The organism is Streptomyces cylindrosporus, from assembly GCF_022698165.1.
Taxonomy (GTDB): domain Bacteria; phylum Actinomycetota; class Actinomycetes; order Streptomycetales; family Streptomycetaceae; genus Streptomyces; species Streptomyces cylindrosporus.
Map to the genome: position 1 here is coordinate 31,481 of NZ_JALDAY010000014.1, position 16,748 is coordinate 48,228.

General features: G+C 71.8%; 15 protein-coding genes. 7 read left to right on the top strand and 8 right to left on the bottom strand.

The window, feature by feature from the left end; translation table 11 throughout:
* Window positions 1-79: 79 nt before the first annotated feature.
* Together MQP27_RS38980 and MQP27_RS38985 are read right to left on the bottom strand one after the other, a co-directional pair.
* Window positions 80-1,699 carry a monocarboxylic acid transporter gene (locus tag MQP27_RS38980; protein ID WP_242774299.1) on the bottom strand — a complete coding sequence of 540 codons (1,620 nt, stop codon included), beginning with the start codon at window positions 1,697-1,699 and terminating at the stop codon, window positions 80-82.
* Window positions 1,696-2,052: a DUF485 domain-containing protein gene (locus MQP27_RS38985; protein ID WP_242774302.1), complete on the bottom strand. Its 357-nt coding sequence runs from the start codon at window positions 2,050-2,052 to the stop codon at window positions 1,696-1,698. Before MQP27_RS38985 ends, MQP27_RS38980 begins: the two co-directional genes overlap by 4 nt.
* A 254-nt stretch (window positions 2,053-2,306) precedes the next feature.
* Here MQP27_RS38985 and MQP27_RS38990 point away from each other — a divergent pair, with 254 nt between their 5' ends.
* From MQP27_RS38990 to MQP27_RS39005, 4 genes are all read left to right on the top strand, one after another.
* Window positions 2,307-3,836, top strand: a complete 1,530-nt coding sequence (locus tag MQP27_RS38990) for a S8 family peptidase (protein ID WP_242774304.1) — start codon at window positions 2,307-2,309, stop codon at window positions 3,834-3,836.
* 14 nt (window positions 3,837-3,850) lie between these two features.
* Window positions 3,851-5,386: a S8 family peptidase gene (locus MQP27_RS38995; RefSeq protein WP_242774306.1), complete on the top strand. Its 1,536-nt coding sequence runs from the start codon at window positions 3,851-3,853 to the stop codon at window positions 5,384-5,386.
* An 81-nt stretch (window positions 5,387-5,467) separates the two neighbouring features.
* Window positions 5,468-6,781 carry a CoA transferase gene (locus MQP27_RS39000; RefSeq protein WP_242774307.1) on the top strand — a complete coding sequence of 438 codons (1,314 nt, stop codon included), beginning with the start codon at window positions 5,468-5,470 and terminating at the stop codon, window positions 6,779-6,781.
* 100 nt (window positions 6,782-6,881) lie between these two features.
* Window positions 6,882-7,901, top strand: a complete 1,020-nt coding sequence (locus MQP27_RS39005) for a CopD family protein (RefSeq protein WP_242774308.1) — start codon at window positions 6,882-6,884, stop codon at window positions 7,899-7,901.
* Between the two features lie 44 nt (window positions 7,902-7,945).
* On the opposite strand, the gene MQP27_RS39010 is transcribed toward MQP27_RS39005, so the two are convergent.
* The 6 genes from MQP27_RS39010 to MQP27_RS39035 all read right to left on the bottom strand — a co-directional run bounded on the left by MQP27_RS39010 (window position 7,946) and on the right by MQP27_RS39035 (window position 14,392).
* Entirely contained in the window at window positions 7,946-8,992 is a 1,047-nt protein-coding gene (locus tag MQP27_RS39010; protein ID WP_242774309.1) for a zinc-dependent alcohol dehydrogenase family protein, read from the bottom strand.
* A gap of 407 nt (window positions 8,993-9,399) precedes the next feature.
* Entirely contained in the window at window positions 9,400-10,113 is a 714-nt protein-coding gene (locus MQP27_RS39015; protein WP_242774310.1) for a VIT1/CCC1 transporter family protein, read from the bottom strand.
* A gap of 58 nt (window positions 10,114-10,171) precedes the next feature.
* Entirely contained in the window at window positions 10,172-11,401 is a 1,230-nt protein-coding gene (locus MQP27_RS39020) for an amidohydrolase family protein (RefSeq protein WP_242774312.1), read from the bottom strand.
* On the bottom strand, window positions 11,398-12,681 hold the full coding sequence (locus MQP27_RS39025; protein WP_242774876.1) for an amidohydrolase family protein: 1,284 nt from the start codon (window positions 12,679-12,681) through the stop codon (window positions 11,398-11,400). The genes MQP27_RS39020 and MQP27_RS39025 overlap by 4 nt, the downstream gene beginning before the upstream one ends.
* 29 nt (window positions 12,682-12,710) lie before the next feature.
* Window positions 12,711-13,595 carry an SDR family NAD(P)-dependent oxidoreductase gene (locus MQP27_RS39030; protein ID WP_242774315.1) on the bottom strand — a complete coding sequence of 295 codons (885 nt, stop codon included), beginning with the start codon at window positions 13,593-13,595 and terminating at the stop codon, window positions 12,711-12,713.
* On the bottom strand, window positions 13,595-14,392 hold the full coding sequence (locus tag MQP27_RS39035; RefSeq protein WP_242774317.1) for an acetoacetate decarboxylase family protein: 798 nt from the start codon (window positions 14,390-14,392) through the stop codon (window positions 13,595-13,597). The genes MQP27_RS39030 and MQP27_RS39035 overlap by 1 nt, the downstream gene beginning before the upstream one ends.
* Before the next feature lie 153 nt (window positions 14,393-14,545).
* On the opposite strand from MQP27_RS39035, the gene MQP27_RS39040 reads away from it, so the two are divergent.
* The 3 genes from MQP27_RS39040 to MQP27_RS39050 all read left to right on the top strand — a co-directional run bounded on the left by MQP27_RS39040 (window position 14,546) and on the right by MQP27_RS39050 (window position 16,708).
* On the top strand, window positions 14,546-15,526 hold the full coding sequence (locus tag MQP27_RS39040; protein ID WP_242774319.1) for a DEDDh family exonuclease: 981 nt from the start codon (window positions 14,546-14,548) through the stop codon (window positions 15,524-15,526).
* 80 nt (window positions 15,527-15,606) lie between these two features.
* The gene (locus MQP27_RS39045; RefSeq protein WP_242774322.1) at window positions 15,607-15,840 is read left to right on the top strand and encodes a metallothionein; all 234 of its coding nucleotides are present in this window, start codon (window positions 15,607-15,609) and stop codon (window positions 15,838-15,840) included.
* Between the two features lie 70 nt (window positions 15,841-15,910).
* Window positions 15,911-16,708, top strand: a complete 798-nt coding sequence (locus MQP27_RS39050; RefSeq protein WP_242774325.1) for an SURF1 family cytochrome oxidase biogenesis protein — start codon at window positions 15,911-15,913, stop codon at window positions 16,706-16,708.
* Window positions 16,709-16,748 lie beyond the last annotated feature (40 nt).

Consider the following 16,748-nt stretch of genomic DNA (forward strand, 5'->3'; position numbering starts at 1 on the left):
GCCCGATCCCACGAGGTACGGCGCGGCCGCGTCGTAGGGATCTACGACGCGGCCGCTCAGGGGGTGTGCCAGGGGGGCGTCAGTGGGCGCCGGTGCCGGTCAGGGACCGAACCTCGAGCTCCGCGTACTTGCCCTTGTCGGGCTCTTCCTTGGACAGGTAGGTGCCGAGGACTCCGAGCAGGAAGCCGACCGGGATCGAGATGATGCCCGGGTTCTCCAGCGGGAACCAGTGGAAGTCGACGTCCGGGAACATCGACGTCTCCTTGCCGGAGACGACCGGCGAGAAGAGCACCAGGCCGACCGCGGTGACGAGGCCGCCGTAGATCGACCACAGGGCCCCGCCGGTGGTGAACCGCTTCCAGAAGAGGCTGTAGAGGATCGTCGGCAGGTTGGCGGAGGCGGCGACCGCGAAGGCGAGGGCGACCAGGCCGGCGACGTTCAGGTCGCGGGCGAGGGCGCCGAGCACGATGGAGACCGCGCCGATGCCGACGGTGGCCCAGCGGGCCGCGCCGAGTTCCTGCTTCTCGGTGGCCTGGCCGCGCTTGATGACGTTCGCGTAGATGTCGTGCGCGAAGGACGAGGACGAGGCGAGGGTGAGGCCCGCGACGACCGCGAGGATCGTGGCGAAGGCGACCGCCGAGATGGTGGCGAGCAGGATCGCGCCCCAGTTGGAGTCCACGCCGCCCAGATGGAGGGCGAGGAGTGGCGCGGCCGTGTTGCCCGCCTTGTTGGAGGCGATGATCTCGTCCGGCTTGATCAGCGCGGCCGCGCCGAAGCCGAGGGCGAGGGTCATCAGGTAGAAGGCGCCGATCAGGCCGATGGCCCAGATGACCGACTTACGGGCGGCCTTGGCGGTCGGCACCGTGTAGAAGCGGATCAGGATGTGCGGCAGGCCCGCGGTGCCCAGGACCAGGGCGATGCCGAGGGAGATGAAGTCCAGCTTGGTGGTGCCGGTGGCGCCGTACTTCAGGCCGGGTTCCAGGAAGGCCGCGCCCTTGCCGCTGTTGTCGGCGGCGGAGCCGAGCAGGTCGGAGACGTTGAAGTCGAACTTCAGCAGGACCAGGAAGGTCAGCAGCAGGGCGCCGGCGATCAGCAGGACCGCCTTGACCATCTGGACCCAGGTGGTGCCCTTCATGCCGCCGATGGTGACGTAGACGATCATCAGTACGCCGACCAGGGCGACGATGCCGATCTTGCCGCCGTCGGAGGTGATGCCGAGCAGCAGGGAGACCAGGACGCCCGCGCCGGCCATCTGCGCGAGCAGGTAGAAGATCGACACGACGATGGTGGAGGTGCCGGCCGCCGTACGGACCGGGCGCTGGCGCATGCGGTACGCCAGGACGTCGCCCATGGTGTAGCGGCCGGAGTTGCGCAGCGGTTCGGCGACCAGGAGCAGGGCGACCAGCCAGGCCACCAGGAAGCCGATGGAGTAGAGGAAGCCGTCGTAGCCGAAGAGGGCGATGGCGCCCGCGATGCCGAGGAAGGACGCGGCGGACATGTAGTCGCCGGAGACGGCGAGGCCGTTCTGGAAGCCGGTGAACTGGCGGCCGCCCGCGTAGAAGTCGGCGGCGTCCTTGGTCTGGCGGCCCGCCCAGACGGTGATGACCAGGGTCGCGGCGACGAACACCGCGAACAGGGTGATGATCAGGGTCCGGTGCTCGCTGGCCTCGCCGGCCGCCAGGGTGATCGCGGGGCTCATTCGCCGCCCTCCATCCGGGACTTGATGGCCTCGGCCTTGGGGTCGAGCTGCGCGGCGGCGTGCCGCGAGTACCACCAGGCGATGAGGAAGGTGGTCAGGAACTGGGCGAGGCCCAGCACCAGGGCCACGTTGACGTTGCCGAACAGCTTGGTGCCCATGAAGTCGTCCGCGTAGTTGGACAGCAGGACGTACAGCAGGTACCAGGCGATGAAGCCGACCGTGAGCGGGAAGGCGAAGGAGCGGTAGGAGCGGCGCAGTTCACCGAACTCCGCGCTCTCCTGCACCGCTTCGAACTCCTCGGTGGACGGGAGTTGGACTGGGGATTTCGAGGGTGGCGGTGTCTCGGTGGCCACGGAGTCTCCTCGCGTTGCGGATGCGGTTGTGACGGGGATCGGGGGCGAGTGTCCTCGTGCTCCCTGTCCAAGGTCACGGCGCCACGCGAGGACGGGTTCAACGGCCTTGACCCTTTTCCGAACTCGCCATGGGGAACTCATTGCTGACCAGCGACTTCGGGGGATAGCTTCGGGCCTGCACCACCAGTCATGTACCTGCCCGAGCACCACCTGTGTCTCGGGCGGTTCTCGTTTCCGGATGATGTGGAGACCCCATGGCTCATCTGCGTTCCAGACGCCGGCTCGCCCTCGCCGTGCCGGTCGTGCTCTCCCTGACGGCCTCGCTCGGCTTCCTGCCGGCGGCGGCGCAGGCCGCTCCGCGCGCGGAGTCCGCCACCAGCGCGGCCGACGCGGACACCTTCGCGTATCTCGTCAACACGAAGACGGACCACCACACGATCGAGTCGGTCAAGCAGGCGATCAAGGCGGCCGGTGGTTCCGTCGTGGTGTCGTACGACCAGATCGGCGTGATCGTCGTCCATTCCTCGGACCCCGGATTCGCCGCGCAGATACGGAAGGTGCGCGGAGTGCAGTCGGCGGGTGCCTCGCGGACCGCGCCGGTGACGGCCGCGGGGACGACCGACGAGGGCGGGGTGCAGTACCTCTCGAAGGCTCAGGCCGCGCAGCTCTCGAAGAGTTCGGCGGCCGGCGAGGAGCCGCTGGAGGCCGACCAGTGGGACCTGAGGGCGATCGGCGCCGACAAGGCCGCGCGGATCGACCCGGGCAGCAAGAAGGTGACCGTCGCCGTGATCGACACCGGCGTCGACGACACCCACCCGGACATCGCGCCCAACTTCTCCGCCTCCCAGTCCGCGAACTGCGTGAGCGGCAAGGCGGACACCACGTACGGCTCGTGGCGGCCCGTGAACGACGGCGAGCACTACCACGGCACGCATGTGGCGGGCGAGATCGCCGCCGCCCGCAACGGCATCGGCGTCGCCGGTGTGGCACCCGGCGTGAAGGTCGCGAGCATCACCGTGGCGCAGCCGGACGAGAGCGTGCTGTTCTTCCCCGAGAGCGTGGTGTGCGCCTTCGTGTTCGCCGCCGACCACGGGGTCGAGGTGACCAACAACAGCTACTACGTTGATCCGTGGCTGTACAACTGCATGGACGATCCCGATCAACGCGCCATCGTTGATTCGGTCAACAGGGCCCAGCTGTACGCCCAGCGCAAGGGCACGCTCAATGTCGCCGCGGCCGGCAACTCCAACGACGACCTCGACTCCGACGCCCTGGTCGACGACTCCAGCCCGGACGACTCGACGCCGGTGACGCGGACGGTCGACCCGCACGAGTGCTTCGACGTGCCGACCCAGCTGCCGGGTGTCGTCACGGTCAGCGCGGTCGGCGTGACGGGCGCCAAGTCGTACTACTCCAGCTACGGCAAGGGCGTGATCGACGTCGCGGCGCCGGGCGGCGACAAGTACAAGATCCCGGACACGCCGTCGAAGAACGGCCGCATCCTGTCCACCCTGCCGAACAACGAGTACGGCTTCCTGCAGGGCACCTCGATGGCCTCGCCGCACGTGGCGGCCGTCGCCGCGCTGCTGAAGTCCACGCACCCGTGGGCGACTCCGGCCCAGCTGCAGGGGCTGCTGAAGGCGGAGGCGGACAACCCGGGCTGCCCGACCGACCCGTACGACGGGGACGGCGACGGCGTCGTGGACGCCACCTGCGTGGGCGGCAAGCGGGTCAACGGCTTCTACGGCTTCGGCATCGTCAACGCGCTGCGCGCGGTGAAGTAGGGAGACACAGACACATGACCGCGCCTCACCAGCGCCACCGTCGCGTCCTCGCCCTCCCGCTCGGGATGGCGATGGCGACGGCCCTCGCGTTCCTGCCCAACGTCACGGCCTCGGCCGCGGAGTCCGCTTCCGCGACCACGACCGCGACCACGGCCTCCGAGGACGCGACCTCGCTCAGCTATGTCGTCAACGTCCGCCCCGGGAACGGGCCTTCGGCGCGCGTCAAGAAGGCGATCGCCGAGGCCGGCGGCACGATCCTGACGTCGTACGACCAGATCGGCGTGATCGTCGTCCACTCGGCCAACCCCGACTTCGGCCTGATCATCCGCAAGGTGCCGGGCGTGCAGTCGGCCGGCAACACGCGCAACGCGCCGCTGCCCGCGCAGTCCACGACCGACGTGGGCACGCCGAAGGCACTCACCGCGGAAGAGCTGACGGACGTACAGGCCGCCGACGGGCAGGACCCGTTGGAGCCCCTCCAGTGGGACCTGGCGGCCATCAAGGCCGACAAGGCGCACGAGGTGGCGCTGGGCAGCCCGAAGGTCACCGTCGGCGTGATCGACACCGGTGTCGACGACACGCACCCCGACATCGCCCCGAACTTCGACCGCAAGGCGTCGGTCAACTGTGTGTCGGGCAAGCCGGACACGACGGACGGCGCCTGGCGGCCGACCGCGGCGGAGAGCCCGCACGGCACGCACGTGGCGGGCGAGATAGCCGCGGCGAAGAACGGCGTCGGCATGACCGGCGTGGCGCCCGGGGTGAAGGTGGCCGGCATCAAGGTGGCCACGACCGCCGGGTACTTCTACACGGAGGCCGTGGTGTGCGGCTTCGTGTGGGCGGCCGAGCACGGCGTCGACGTGACGAACAACAGCTATTACACCGACCCGTGGTACTTCAACTGCACCGACGACCCGAACCAGAAGGCGCTCGTGGACGCCGTCACCCGGGCCTCGCGGTACGCGGAGAACAAGGGCACGGTCAACGTCGCGGCGGCCGGGAACGAGAACTACGACCTGAACGCCGACGAGATCACCGACCCGGTCTCGCCGAACGACGGCACGCCCTCGGACCGGGTGATCGACCCGTCCGAGTGCTTCGACATACCGACCCAGCTGCCGGGTGTGGTGACGGTCGCGGCGACCGGGGCGAAGGGCCTCAAGTCGTCGTTCTCCAACTACGGCCTGGGCGTCATCGACGTGGCCGCGCCGGGCGGCGACGCGACCGCCTACCAGACACCGGCCCCGCCGGCCACCAGCGGTCTGATCCTGGGCACGCTGCCCGGTGGCAAGTGGGGCTACATGGCCGGTACGTCGATGGCCTCGCCGCATGTCGCGGCGGTGGCCGCATTGATCAAGTCAACCCATCCGCACGCCTCCGCGGCCCTGGTCAAGGCGCTGCTGTACGCGGAGGCCGACGCCACGCCGTGCACGGACCCGTACGACATCAACGGGGACGGCAAGGTCGACGCGGTGTGCGAGGGGTCGAAGAACCGCAACGGCTTCTACGGCTGGGGCACTGTGGACGCGCTGGACGCGGTGACGAAGTAGGGCTGATCCCGACTGATCTCGACCGATTCCGATCCTGGTTCGGTCCATATATTGATTCAGTCAATACTGCATAGTGAAGTAATGACTGGAATCAAGTTCATCGTGCGGGAGGGCGCTCTCGAAGGGCGCCTTCCCGTACGGGAGCTGGCGCGGGCCTGTGTCGCGGCCTGCGCGCAGGCCGCAGCCGAGCTCGGGGCGCGGCGGGCCGGGCTCGCCGAAGTGCCCGGCGTACGGGTCGACGACGGGGCGGTCGCGACGGCGTTCCACAGCGAGCGCCACCTGCGGATCGACGGGCGGGCACCGGTCTCCTTCGCGCCGATGTCACGGTTCTGGCGGACGGCGGACGGCTGGATCCGGACCCACGCCAACTATCCGCATCACCGCGCGCGGCTGCTGCACGCGCTGGGGGTGCCGGAGGACGTGGGTGCTGTCGAGGCCGCCCTGGCCGAGCGGTCCGCGCTCGAGGTCGAGGAGGCCGTGTACGCGGCCGGCGGGCTGGCCGTGGCGCTCCGGACGCCCGAGGAGTGGGCCGCGCACGAGCAGGCCGTCGCGGTGGCGGCCCGGCCGCTCGTCGAGCGTGACCGGCTCGACTCCGCACCCGCGCGCGTGCTCGCGCCCGTCAACGGGACTCCCCTGCTGCCCGCCGCCGGGCTGCGCGTCCTGGACCTGACGCGGGTCCTCGCGGGCCCGGTCGCCACCCGCACGCTCGCGCTCCTCGGTGCCGACGTGCTGCGCGTGGACTCCCCGCACCTGCCCGAACTCCCCGACCAGCACGCCGACACGGGCTTCGGGAAGCGGTCGGCGGTGCTGGACCTGGCGCGGGACCAGCGCGCCTTCGAGGAGCTGCTGGCCGGGGCGGACGTGGTCGTCACCGGGTACCGGCCGGGCGCGCTGGACCGGTTCGGGCTGTCCCCGCGGGCGCTGGCCGAGCGGCGGCCGGGGCTCGTCGTGGCGCAGTTGTCGGCGTGGGGCGCGTACGGGCCGTGGGGCGGGCGACGGGGTTTCGACAGTCTGGTGCAGGCCGCCACCGGGATCGCGGTGATCGAGGGTTCCGCGGCACGGCCCGGGGCGCTGCCCGCGCAGGCCCTCGACCACGGGACGGGGTATCTGCTGGCGGCGGCCGTGCTGCGGGCGCTGACCGAGCAGTCGTACGAGGGCGGCAGCCGGTTCGTGCGGCTGACGCTGGCCCGTACGGCCCAGTGGCTCATGGACGGCATGACGAAGGGCGGGGGCGGGGAGCTCTCGTACGACGGGCCGGAGCACTGGCTCGGCGAGACGGACAGCGCGCTGGGGCGGCTGCGGTACGCGCTGCCACCGGTTTCCTTCGAGGGCGGGCCGGCCGACTGGGCGCGCCCGCCGGTGCCCTGGGGGTCGCGGCCGGCCCGGTGGGTGTGAGTCACGGGGTGCCCAAAAACGTACCTACGGCCGGATTGCCGTACCGCCAGTTGTTTTACTGCAGTTGCCCGGTTCTGCGACGGCTGGTGAAGATCTTGAGGTGACCTTGATAAGACCCACGGCCGGGGTGGCCGACGCGAGCGGGCCCGTACGGCGTCCCGGTGTGGGCCGGGCCGTCGCCGTCCTCGTCCTGGTGGCACTGGGCGCGCTGATACCGCTGCTCGGGCCGTCCGCCGCGCTGCACGGCACCGGGGAGGCCGCGGCCCCCGGCGTCGGCGGCATCGCGCTGCTGCGGGCGGTGCTGTTCGGCGCGCTGTGCGTCCCGGTGGGCGAGTTCTTCGTGAACCGTCTGGCCCGTTCGCTGCCCGCCGCCCCCGGGGCCGCCGAGGGCGCGCCCCGCAGCTGGGCGCCGTACACGGCCGTCGCCGGTCTCGTCGCCGCGCTGGGGCTGGCCTCGGTGGTGTCGACGGGCAACCTGGTGCCGCACAGCCTCGCCCAGATCGACGTCGGCGGTCTCTACGCCTCGCGGGACGGCAAGCTCGCGCTGGTCGAGGTCAACGCCTTCCTGCTGGCCGCGGTGTGCGCCCGTTCACGCCGCCCCGCCACCCAACTGTGGCCGGTGGCCGCGGTGATCGTCGCGGAGGCCTTGCGCGCGCACCCCACGACCGAGCACAACCCGCTCCTCGGGTCCGGGCTGACGCTGGTGCACCTGACCTGCGCGACGCTGTGGGCGGGCGGTCTGCTGCACGCGCTGCGCACGCTGCGGCGCCGCAACGGCGACACCGCGGGCGCGGCCCTGCTGGGGCTCTACGCGCGCGTGGCCGCCGTACTCCTCGCCCTCATCACCGCGACCGGGGTGTGGAGTTCGCTGCGGCGCATGCCGTCGGGGACGATCCTGGACCAGCTGACGACGACGGCGTACGGGCGCACCCTGCTCGCCAAGGTGTTCCTCGTGGCCGCCGTCGCCGTGCTCGCCCTGTGGGCGCGGGTCCGGCTGCGCCGTGCCGACGATCCGCTGACCGCCTGCTCCCCCGCGCGTGCCGAGGTCGTCGTCCTGGGTGTGGTGGTCGTGGTGTCGGGGTTGTTGACGGCCTTGCCGGTGCCGATCCGTTGGTCGTGACACCGATCAAGTGTTGACGGGCAGACTCAACTGTTGGTGCAGACTCAACCGTTGGTGACGAGCACCTTCAGCGCGACCCGCTCGTCCATGGCCTTGTAGCCGTCGGGCACGCCCTCGACGTCGACCGTCATGTCGAAGACCGGCGAAGGGTCGATCGTGCCGTCGAGCACGTCGGGCAGCAGGTCCGGGATGTACGCGCGGACCGGTGCGACGCCGCCGCGCAGCGCGATGTTGCGGTCGAACATGACGCCGAGGTCGAGGCCGGTGCCGCTGCCGTGCGGGACGCCGACGAAGCCGATCGCGCCGCCGTCGCGGGTGATGTTGACGGCCGTACGCATTGACTGCTCGGTGCCGACGGCCTCGACGACGGCGTGTGCGCCCTGTCCGCGGGTGAGTTCGCGGACGGCCTCGACGGCCGCGTCGCCGCGCTCGGCGACGACGTCGGTGGCGCCGAAGCGGCGGGCGATGTCCGTGCGGACCTGGTGCCGGCCGAGGGCGATGATCCGCTCCGCGCCGAGGCGCCTGGCGGCGAGGACCGCGCACAGGCCGACGGCTCCGTCGCCGACGACGGCGACCGTGGCGCCCGGACGGGCGCCCGCTCCGAGGGCCGCGTGGTGGCCGGTGCCGAGCACGTCGGAGAGGGTCAGCAGGGCGGTCAGCAGGTGGTCGTCGGAGGCGGCGTCCTTGGGCAGCTGGACGAGCGTGCCGTCGGCGAAGGGGACGCGCACGGCCTCGCCCTGGCCGCCGTCGTGGCCGACGGAGCCCCAGAAGCCGCCGTGCTCGCAGGACGTCGTGAGGCCCTCTCGGCAGTAGTCGCAGACGCCGTCGGACCACATGAAGGGGGCGACCACGAGGTCGCCGCGCCTGACCGTGCTCACCTCGGAGCCGGTCTCCTCGACGAAGCCGAGGAACTCGTGGCCGATCCGCTGGCCGGGCTGCCGGGCCGCCTCGCCGCGGTAGGCCCACAGGTCGCTGCCGCAGATGCAGGCGCGCAGCACTCGCACCACGGCGTCGGTGGGCAGCTGCACCACGGGCTCGGGCACGTCCTGCACGCGCATGTCGTACGGGGCGTGGATGGTGGTGGCACGCATGTCGAGGGTCCTTCTCGTGCGGGGCGGAGAGCGCGCCCTGGGGGTGGTCGGGCGCACTTCACCGTACGCCGTGAGCTGCGCGGGGCGCGCATCGAGGGGGCGGGGGTGGAGGGCGCGACATGGATGGCAGGGCGGGAATGGCGACGGGGCGATCAGGCGCCCCTGCGGCGGGATGCCGACCGTGGGTCCCGGCCGGTCGGTGGCCGGCGTTTGGCCGCGAGACGGCGGTCCCGGCAGCCGGAGGCTGGACGTGGGGCGGGGCACCCCGGCGGCTGGCGGCTGTCGTCTGGCCATGAGACGGCGCACCCGGCGGCCGGCGTCTGGCAGCGGTCCCGGCGGCCCACGGTCACGCGTCCGGCACCGCACCCCGGCTGGACGCCCGCCGCCGCCTCGCGGCAGCCCAGCGGCTACACGCCGACCGCCCCCAGCAGCGTTCCGGCCGCGTACGTGACGCCCATCGCCAGGGCGCCGCCCACGACGTTGCGGAGTACCGCGCGGGTGGGGTCCGCCGCGCCCAGGCGGGCGCTGGTCCAGCCGGTGAGGACCAGGGCGGCCAGCACCGACACCACCGTGACCCACAGGCGCCAGCCCGCGGGCGGCAGGACGATCGCGAGCAGCGGCAGCAGCGCACCGACCGTGAACGCCAGGAAGCTCGCCCACGCGGCGTGCCAGGGGTTCGTCAGCGAGTCGGGGTCGATGCCGAGCTCCACGCGCGCGTGCGCCCTGAGCGCGTCCCGTTCGGTCAGCTGCTCGGCCGCCTCCCGGGCCACCTCGCGGGACATGCCCCGCTCCTCCAGCAGCTGGGTGAGCTCCTCCAGCTCGGCCTCCGGCTGCTCGCGCAACTCCCGCCGCTCCAGGGCGAGGGCGGCCATCTCCGAGTCGCGCTGGGTGGAGACGGACACGTACTCGCCGGCGGCCATGGACATCGACCCGGCGAGCAGTCCCGCGAGGCCGGCGGTGAGCAGGGCCGAACGGCTGTCCGTCGCGCCGGCCACGCCGACGACGAGGCCGGCGGTGGAGACGATGCCGTCGTTCGCGCCGAGCACGCCGGCCCGCAGCCAGTTCAGCCGCTCCGCCAGGGCCCCGCCGTGGGCCTCACCGCTGTGCGTTGGTTCCGTCACACGGGGAGGATGCCACCCCGGGCGGGGTCACAGGGGCATCGACGCTCCCCGGCCGCCGTCACCACACCCGCACCCTCGCCCCCCGAGCGAAAAGCGGACTCGTCGCGTCCGCCGGAGGCTCGGGCAGTGGTTCCGCGACTTCCGCCACCGTCGGTCCCACCTTTGCCGCGATCGGGTCCAGGAGGTCGAGGTCGAAGCCGTAGACGCGGGCCGCGTTGCCGCCCAGCATCGCCGTGAGTTCCTCGCGCGGCACGCCCGCGTAGGCGAAGCGCAGGCCCTCGCGGGTGTACGGGTAGGTGCCCTCGTCGTGCGGGTAGTCGCTGCCCCACATGATCTTGTCGACGCCGATGCGGTCGCGCAGCGGCACCTCGTGGGGGCGCATGAAGCTCGCGCCGACGAAGCAGTTGTCCTGCCACACCTCGGACGGCGGCTTGCCCATGCGCGCGGCGAGGCCCGCGCCGAACTTGGACTCGGCGGTGCCCGCCTTCGTCGCGGCGGCGACCAGGCGGCCGTGGTAGTAGTCCAGCATGTCCAGCACCCCGGGGATCCAGCCCGAGCCCTGCTCGGTCAGGACCAGCTTCAGGCCGGGGTGGCGGCGGAAGGCGCCGCCGAACACCAGGTGCCACAGCGCGCGGTGGGAGAACCAGGTCGTCTCGACCATGAAGACCGCGCGGGCCGCCGGTTCGTCGCCGAGCGGCGGGGACGCCGAGCCCGCGTGGTGGTTGACGGGGACGCCCAGTTCCTCGCAGACGGCCCAGATGGGGTCGTACGACTGCGAGTGGAGTTCCGGCAGGCCCGAGCCCGGCGGGGTGCCGGGGAGCATCAGGCCGCCCCTGAGGCCCGCCGAGGCCGCCCGGCGGATCTCCTTGACGGCCTCCTCGACGTCGTTGAGGAGGATCTGGAAGACGCCCGCGCGCCGGCCCGGTGCGGCGGCGCAGAAGTCCGCGAGCCAGCGGTTGTGGGCGCGCAGTCCGGCCCAGCGCCGTTCGAACTCCTCGGGCGCCGGGGCGGGCGCCATCAGTGAGCCGGAGGGGAAGAACGGCGGGATGGTGTTCGGGAACACCACCTCCGCGACGATGCCGTCCTGTTCCAGCTCCGCCAGGCGGCGCTCGGAGTTCCAGTTCTTGTCGGCCGTGTCGGCGAGCAGGTCCTCGTACGGGTTGACGTACGTGGCCGCCCAGTCGTCGAACTCGTCGTGGTAGCGCTTCTCCAGGTACGGCTTGTAGTCGAGGAGGTCGGCTCCCGCGTGGCAGTCGGCCGAGATGACCGTGTACCGCTCGTCGCTCACGGTGTCACCCCCAGGGTCGGGAAGTCATGGTCCGTCAGCCAGTGCCGGCCCACCTCGCGCGAGCGCGCCCAGGACGCCTCCACGGCCTCCTGGTCGTCGTCCTGGCCGAGGTCGGCCGGGGTGGGGCCGATGCGGCGGGCCAGCGGGGTCAGCCTCTCGACGTCGAAGCCGAAGACCTCGGCGGCCGCCAGGCCCAGCATGCGGCGCGTCTCCGCCACAGGGATGTCGTGGAAGGTGCGGCGCAGCCACGCGCGCGTGTCGGGCCAGGTGCCCTCGGGGTGCGGGAAGTCGCTGCCCCAGAGGATGTTGTCGACGCCGATCTCGTAGCGCTGGGCGAGTTCGCGGCGCTTGGTGTTGGTCGCGCAGACGAAGACCTGGCGGTCGAGGTACTCGCTGGGCGGACGCCTCAGCTCCGCGAAGGGCGACAGCTTCTTGCCGCCGTGCGCGCCCAGGTAGAGGCGGTCCATGAACCACAGCAGGTTCGGCAGCCACCAGCAGCCCGACTCCGCGACCCCGAACCTGAGTCCGGGATGGCGTTCGAAGACGCCGGACCAGAGGAGGAACCACAGCGGCCGGGCCGGCCACCAGGTCACCTCGCTGACGAAGATGCCCAGATGGTCACCGTACTCGTGGCGCGGCGCCGATCCGGAGTGGGTGAGCACGGGCATCCCGCAGTCGGCCGCGGCAGCCCACACCGGGTCGTAACGGCGGTCGTGGTACGGCTCTTTGTCGCCCCACAGCGCGGGGATCATCAGCGCGCGCAGCCCGGACTCCCTGGCCCGGCGGATCTCGGCGACGACCTTCGGCACCTCGGCCGTGATCGGCAGCAGGGCGACTCCGCAGTGCCGTTGCGGGTTCTGCGACACGAAGTCGGCGAGCCAGCGGTTGTGCGCCTGCGCGCCCGCCATGCCGAGCTCGGGGTCGTGGTCGCCGGACAGGCCCAGGCCCACGCCGAAGGGCGCGGCCGTCCGGCTGTCCACGGCGTCGGCGTCCGGGAAGACCACCTCGGCCGCGACCCCGTCGCCGTCGAGTTCCTTGAGCCGCTGCGCCGTCTCCCAACCTCCGCGCAGCCCTTCCTCGTTGTCGTGGAACCACTTGGTGGCGAAGGCCTCGTTGCGGATGCCGAGCCGGGTCATGTCCTCGCGACGCCGCTCGCGTCCGGCGAGGAACTCGTCGAAGTCCCGGTGGAAACGCGCGTCCAGATAGGGCCGGTACTCCTCGGTGGGCAGTCCGGCGTGGCAGTCGGAGGAGATGATCAGGTACGGCTCCCGGTCGGTCACATCGACCCCCAAGTCGGTCCAGGATGCGGTCAGTCGAGGATGAAGCTCTCCAGGTACGACGGGTTCGCGCGGTCCAGCATCGACTGTGCCCGTGCGCGGATCTGGGCGTCGCTGCGCTCGCTCGGGGGCAGCAGCCAGAAGCGGTCGGCGCGGATGCCCTCCACCACCAGCTCCGCGACCTCCTCGACGGGCGTGAAGTCGACCTCCTTGCCGGCGGCGCGCATCGCGCTCTCCCACTGGTCGAGGGTGCGGTACGGGGTCCTGCGCGGGCGTTCCTTGGCGTACCGCTCGGGCCGGTTGCGGTGCGACTCCCACAGGCCGGTGCGCAGCATGTGCGGGCCCGGGAAGAGCACCGACGCGCCCACGCGCGCGTGCTCCGCCCTCAGGTGGGCGTACAGGGACTCGGTCATGGTGACGACGGCCGCCTTGGTGACGGCGTACACGGAGGCGGTGGGCAGCGGGGCGATACCACCGTCGGCGGAGGACGTATTGACCACATGACCGGGTTGACCCGACTTGATCATGTGTGGAAGGAACGCCTGTATGCCGTGGAAGACGCCCCACACATTGACGGAGAAGGCCCACTTCCAGTCGTTCGGTTCGTGCTCCCACATCCGGCCCTCGGCGCCCGAGCCGACCCCGGCGTTGTTGCACAGCACATGGACGGCGCCGTACGTCTCGTACGCCGACTCGGCGAGTTCGAGGACCTGCCGGCGCTCCCCGACGTCGACCACGCGCGCGTGCACGTCGGCGCCCTCGGCCCGCAGACCGGCGGCCGCCTTGTCGAGCGCGGCCTCCTCGACGTCCGCGAGGACCACCTTCAGCCCCTCGGCCGCGAACCGCCGCGCCATGGCCAGCCCGACCCCGCTCGCCGCCCCGGTGACGACGGCGACCTGCCCTGCCTGAAGCTCCATCAGGCGCTTCCTTCCGGGGGGCCGTCGTGGACGTGCAGCGGGTCGTCGTAGCGCTGGTGGATGTACGGCAACAGGGCCTCCGCGCTGACCCGTTCGACGACCTTGCCCCGCTGGTCGCTGGTCTTCTCGCCGATGGTGATGTCCACCAGGCGCAGGACCGGGAGGTCGGCCACCGGGTCGTACATGGACTCGCGCAGGACGACGTCCCCGGTGACGCGCTCCAGCCTGCGCACCTTCTCGTTGCGCACGCAGTGCACGAGGACCGGGTCGGCGTCGAAGCCCGAACCGGCCACCGCGGGAAGGAACTTGAAGTAGAAGTCGGTCTTCCGGGCGGGCTCCGGCGGCGGCAGCTCCCCGCTCACCGCGCCGCGCACCTCGACGAAGGCGATGCCGTGCCGGGCCAGCGAGGCCCGGACCAGGAGCCCGTCCCGCTCCACCGTGACCTCGCCCAGCTTCTTCGGCTCCCCGAAGACCTCACGGCCGCCCGTGAGGGCTCGCTCATGGGTCATCGGCATGACGAGCGGATACCAGCCGTCGATGTCGTCGTGCCGGGCGGCGACCGCGAACGAGCCCGCGCCCAGCGGGTATCCGGGCAGGTCGACCTTGCTGATGTTGACCCGGGCGAGCGGCCGGTCGGCCGGTTTCAGCGGGGGTGGCAGGACCGCGGCGAGCGCGTCCGGGTCGGTCTCCCAGACGGCCACCACCCCGGTGGACCAGATGTCGGGAAGCCGTGCGCTCGCCGTGCGGGCGGCGCCGATCTCCGCCTCGGTGCGTGGGCCGTACCGTACGCGTGCCATCCGTCGTCCCGCCCCTCACAGACCGTCAACCGTCGGGCGGGGAGCACGCTTGCACCAGGTGCGCGAAAGGTCCATAGCCGCGAGCCCGGACATTCCGTGCGCGCGGCCCCTGTTGGCCGGGACTGTCAGTCCCGGCCCTTATCCTCAGGAACCATGCTCGAAGACCGTACGACCGCAGCGTCCTCCCCCATCGCGTGGCCGGCCGCGTATCCCCAGGGGTACGCGGTCGTCGACGTGGAGACCACGGGCCTGGCCCGGGACGACCGGATAATCTCCGCGGCCGTCTACCGCCTGGACGCGCGCGGCGAGGTCGAGGACCACTGGTACACGATGGTCAACCCGGAGCGGGACCCGGGGCCGGTGTGGATCCACGGTCTGACGAGCGAGATGCTGGAGGGCGCGCCCCTCTTCACGGACATCGCCGAGGAGTTCGCGACCCGGCTGGAGGGCCGGGTGCTGGTCGCGCACAACGCGGTCTTCGACTGGCAGATGATCGCGCGGGAGTACGCGCGTGCGCAGCGCGAGGCGCCGGTGCGGCAGCGGCTGTGCACGATCGCGCTCTCCAAGGAGCTGGGCCTGCCGCTGCCGAACCACAAGCTGGAGTCGCTGGCCGCCCACTTCGGCGTCGTACAGCAGCGGGCGCACCATGCGCTGGACGACGCGCGCGTGCTGGCGGAGGCGTTCCGGCCGAGCCTCGTGGCGGCGGCGGCGAGGGACGTACGGCTGCCGCTGCTGGAGTGCCGGCCGTTGACGGAGTGGACCGACCGGCCGGTGCCGCGCCAGTCCGGGGGCTACGGGAGCTATCGGCCGACCAGTTGGCGCCCGGCCCGCAAGCGGCCCGCCTGCCCGTACCCCAACCCCGGGCGTTACGAGGACGGCAGGCCGCTCAAGCAGGGCATGCGGGTCGCCTTCTCCGGCGACACCTCCGTCGAGCGGGACCTGCTGGAGGACCGCGCGGTGGAGGCGGGGCTGCATGTCGCCACCAGCATCTCCCGGCTGACCAGTCTGCTCGTCACCAACGACCCGGACTCGGGCACCTCGAAGGTGGTCAAGGCCCGGCAGTTCGGGACGCCGGTGGTGGACGAGGCGGCGTTCGGACAGCTGCTGAGGGATGTCGCGCCGGCGGACGAGTGACCCGTACGGACGGGTGATTGCCACGCGACTCGCCCACCGCCCGCTCGCCCGCGCGGCGCCGACGGCTCACCCTGTGGCGCATGGCGAGATGCGAAGTTTGCGGCAATGACTACGGAATGACCTTCGAGGTGCACGCGCAGGGCGCGATTCATGTCTTCGACTGCTTCTCCTGTGCGATCCATCGCATGGCACCCATCTGCGAGCACTGCCGGGTGCAGATCATCGGGCAGGGCGTCGAGGCCGAGGGCCAGTGGTACTGCGGTGCCCACTGCGCCCGCGCGGCCGGGAAGGCCGGCATCGTCGACAAGGTCTGAGCACCCCCCGGACCGCCTCCGGGCCACCCCTGGCGAGAGCACCCCGCGACCCGAGTTGTACCGTCGTGGGGTGTACCGCTTCCTGTTGACCCGGCAGTGGGTGATCCTCACGCTGGTCGCCCTGCTCCTCATCCCCACGATGATCAGGCTGGGCATCTGGCAGATGCACCGCTACGAGGAGCGCAGCGCCCGCAACCAGCTGGTCTCCGACGCGCTGCACGCCAAGCCGGTGCCCGTGGAGGAGCTGACCTCGGCGGGCCACACGGTGACCACCCACGACCGGTACCGCACGGTGACGGCGAAGGGCCACTTCGACACCGAGGACGAGGTCGTCGTCCGCCGCCGCACCAACTCCGACGACGAGGTCGGCTACCACGTGCTGACCCCGTTCGTGCTGACGGACGGCAAGGTGGTGCTGGTCAACCGCGGCTGGATCCCGTCCGACGGCCCGAGCCAGACGACGTTCCCGAAGGTGCCCGCGCCGCCGAGCGGCCAGGTCACCATCCAGGGCCGGCTGATGCCGGACGAGACGACCGCGGCGAGCGGCATCAAGGACCTCAAGGGCCTGCCGGACCGGCAGATCATGCTGATCAACAGCGAGGAGCAGGCCCGGCGGCTGCACGCCGAGGTGCTCGGCGGCTACCTCCAGCAGACGGCGCCCGAGCCCAAGGGCGACACCCCGGAGCAGATCTCCGACCCGGGCAAGGAGGACGCGCCGCTCAACTACGCGTACATGATCCAGTGGTGGCTGTTCGCGGCGGGCGTGCCGTACGGCTGGTGGGTTCTCGTACGGCGGGAGCGCCGGGACCGGGCGGAGAAGGCGGCCGAGGAGCAGGCGGCCGAGACCGGGGAACCCGCGGCGGTCTGAACCCCCGCCCACCGCGGCCGTCCCGCCTCACTCGCCCGGC

What these genes read in the sequence shown, in the direction of transcription:
- MQP27_RS39035 (WP_242774317.1), bottom strand. Translation starts at nt 14,392, where the DNA reads ATGGCACGCGTACGGTACGGCCCACGCACCGAGGCGGAGATCGGCGCC.
- MQP27_RS38980 (WP_242774299.1), bottom strand. Translation starts at nt 1,699, where the DNA reads ATGAGCCCCGCGATCACCCTGGCGGCCGGCGAGGCCAGCGAGCACCGG.
- MQP27_RS39045 (WP_242774322.1), top strand. Translation starts at nt 15,607, where the DNA reads ATGGCGAGATGCGAAGTTTGCGGCAATGACTACGGAATGACCTTCGAG.
- MQP27_RS39030 (WP_242774315.1), bottom strand. Translation starts at nt 13,595, where the DNA reads ATGGAGCTTCAGGCAGGGCAGGTCGCCGTCGTCACCGGGGCGGCGAGC.
- MQP27_RS39040 (WP_242774319.1), top strand. Translation starts at nt 14,546, where the DNA reads ATGCTCGAAGACCGTACGACCGCAGCGTCCTCCCCCATCGCGTGGCCG.
- MQP27_RS39010 (WP_242774309.1), bottom strand. Translation starts at nt 8,992, where the DNA reads ATGCGTGCCACCACCATCCACGCCCCGTACGACATGCGCGTGCAGGAC.
- MQP27_RS38990 (WP_242774304.1), top strand. Translation starts at nt 2,307, where the DNA reads ATGGCTCATCTGCGTTCCAGACGCCGGCTCGCCCTCGCCGTGCCGGTC.
- MQP27_RS38995 (WP_242774306.1), top strand. Translation starts at nt 3,851, where the DNA reads ATGACCGCGCCTCACCAGCGCCACCGTCGCGTCCTCGCCCTCCCGCTC.
- MQP27_RS39000 (WP_242774307.1), top strand. Translation starts at nt 5,468, where the DNA reads ATGACTGGAATCAAGTTCATCGTGCGGGAGGGCGCTCTCGAAGGGCGC.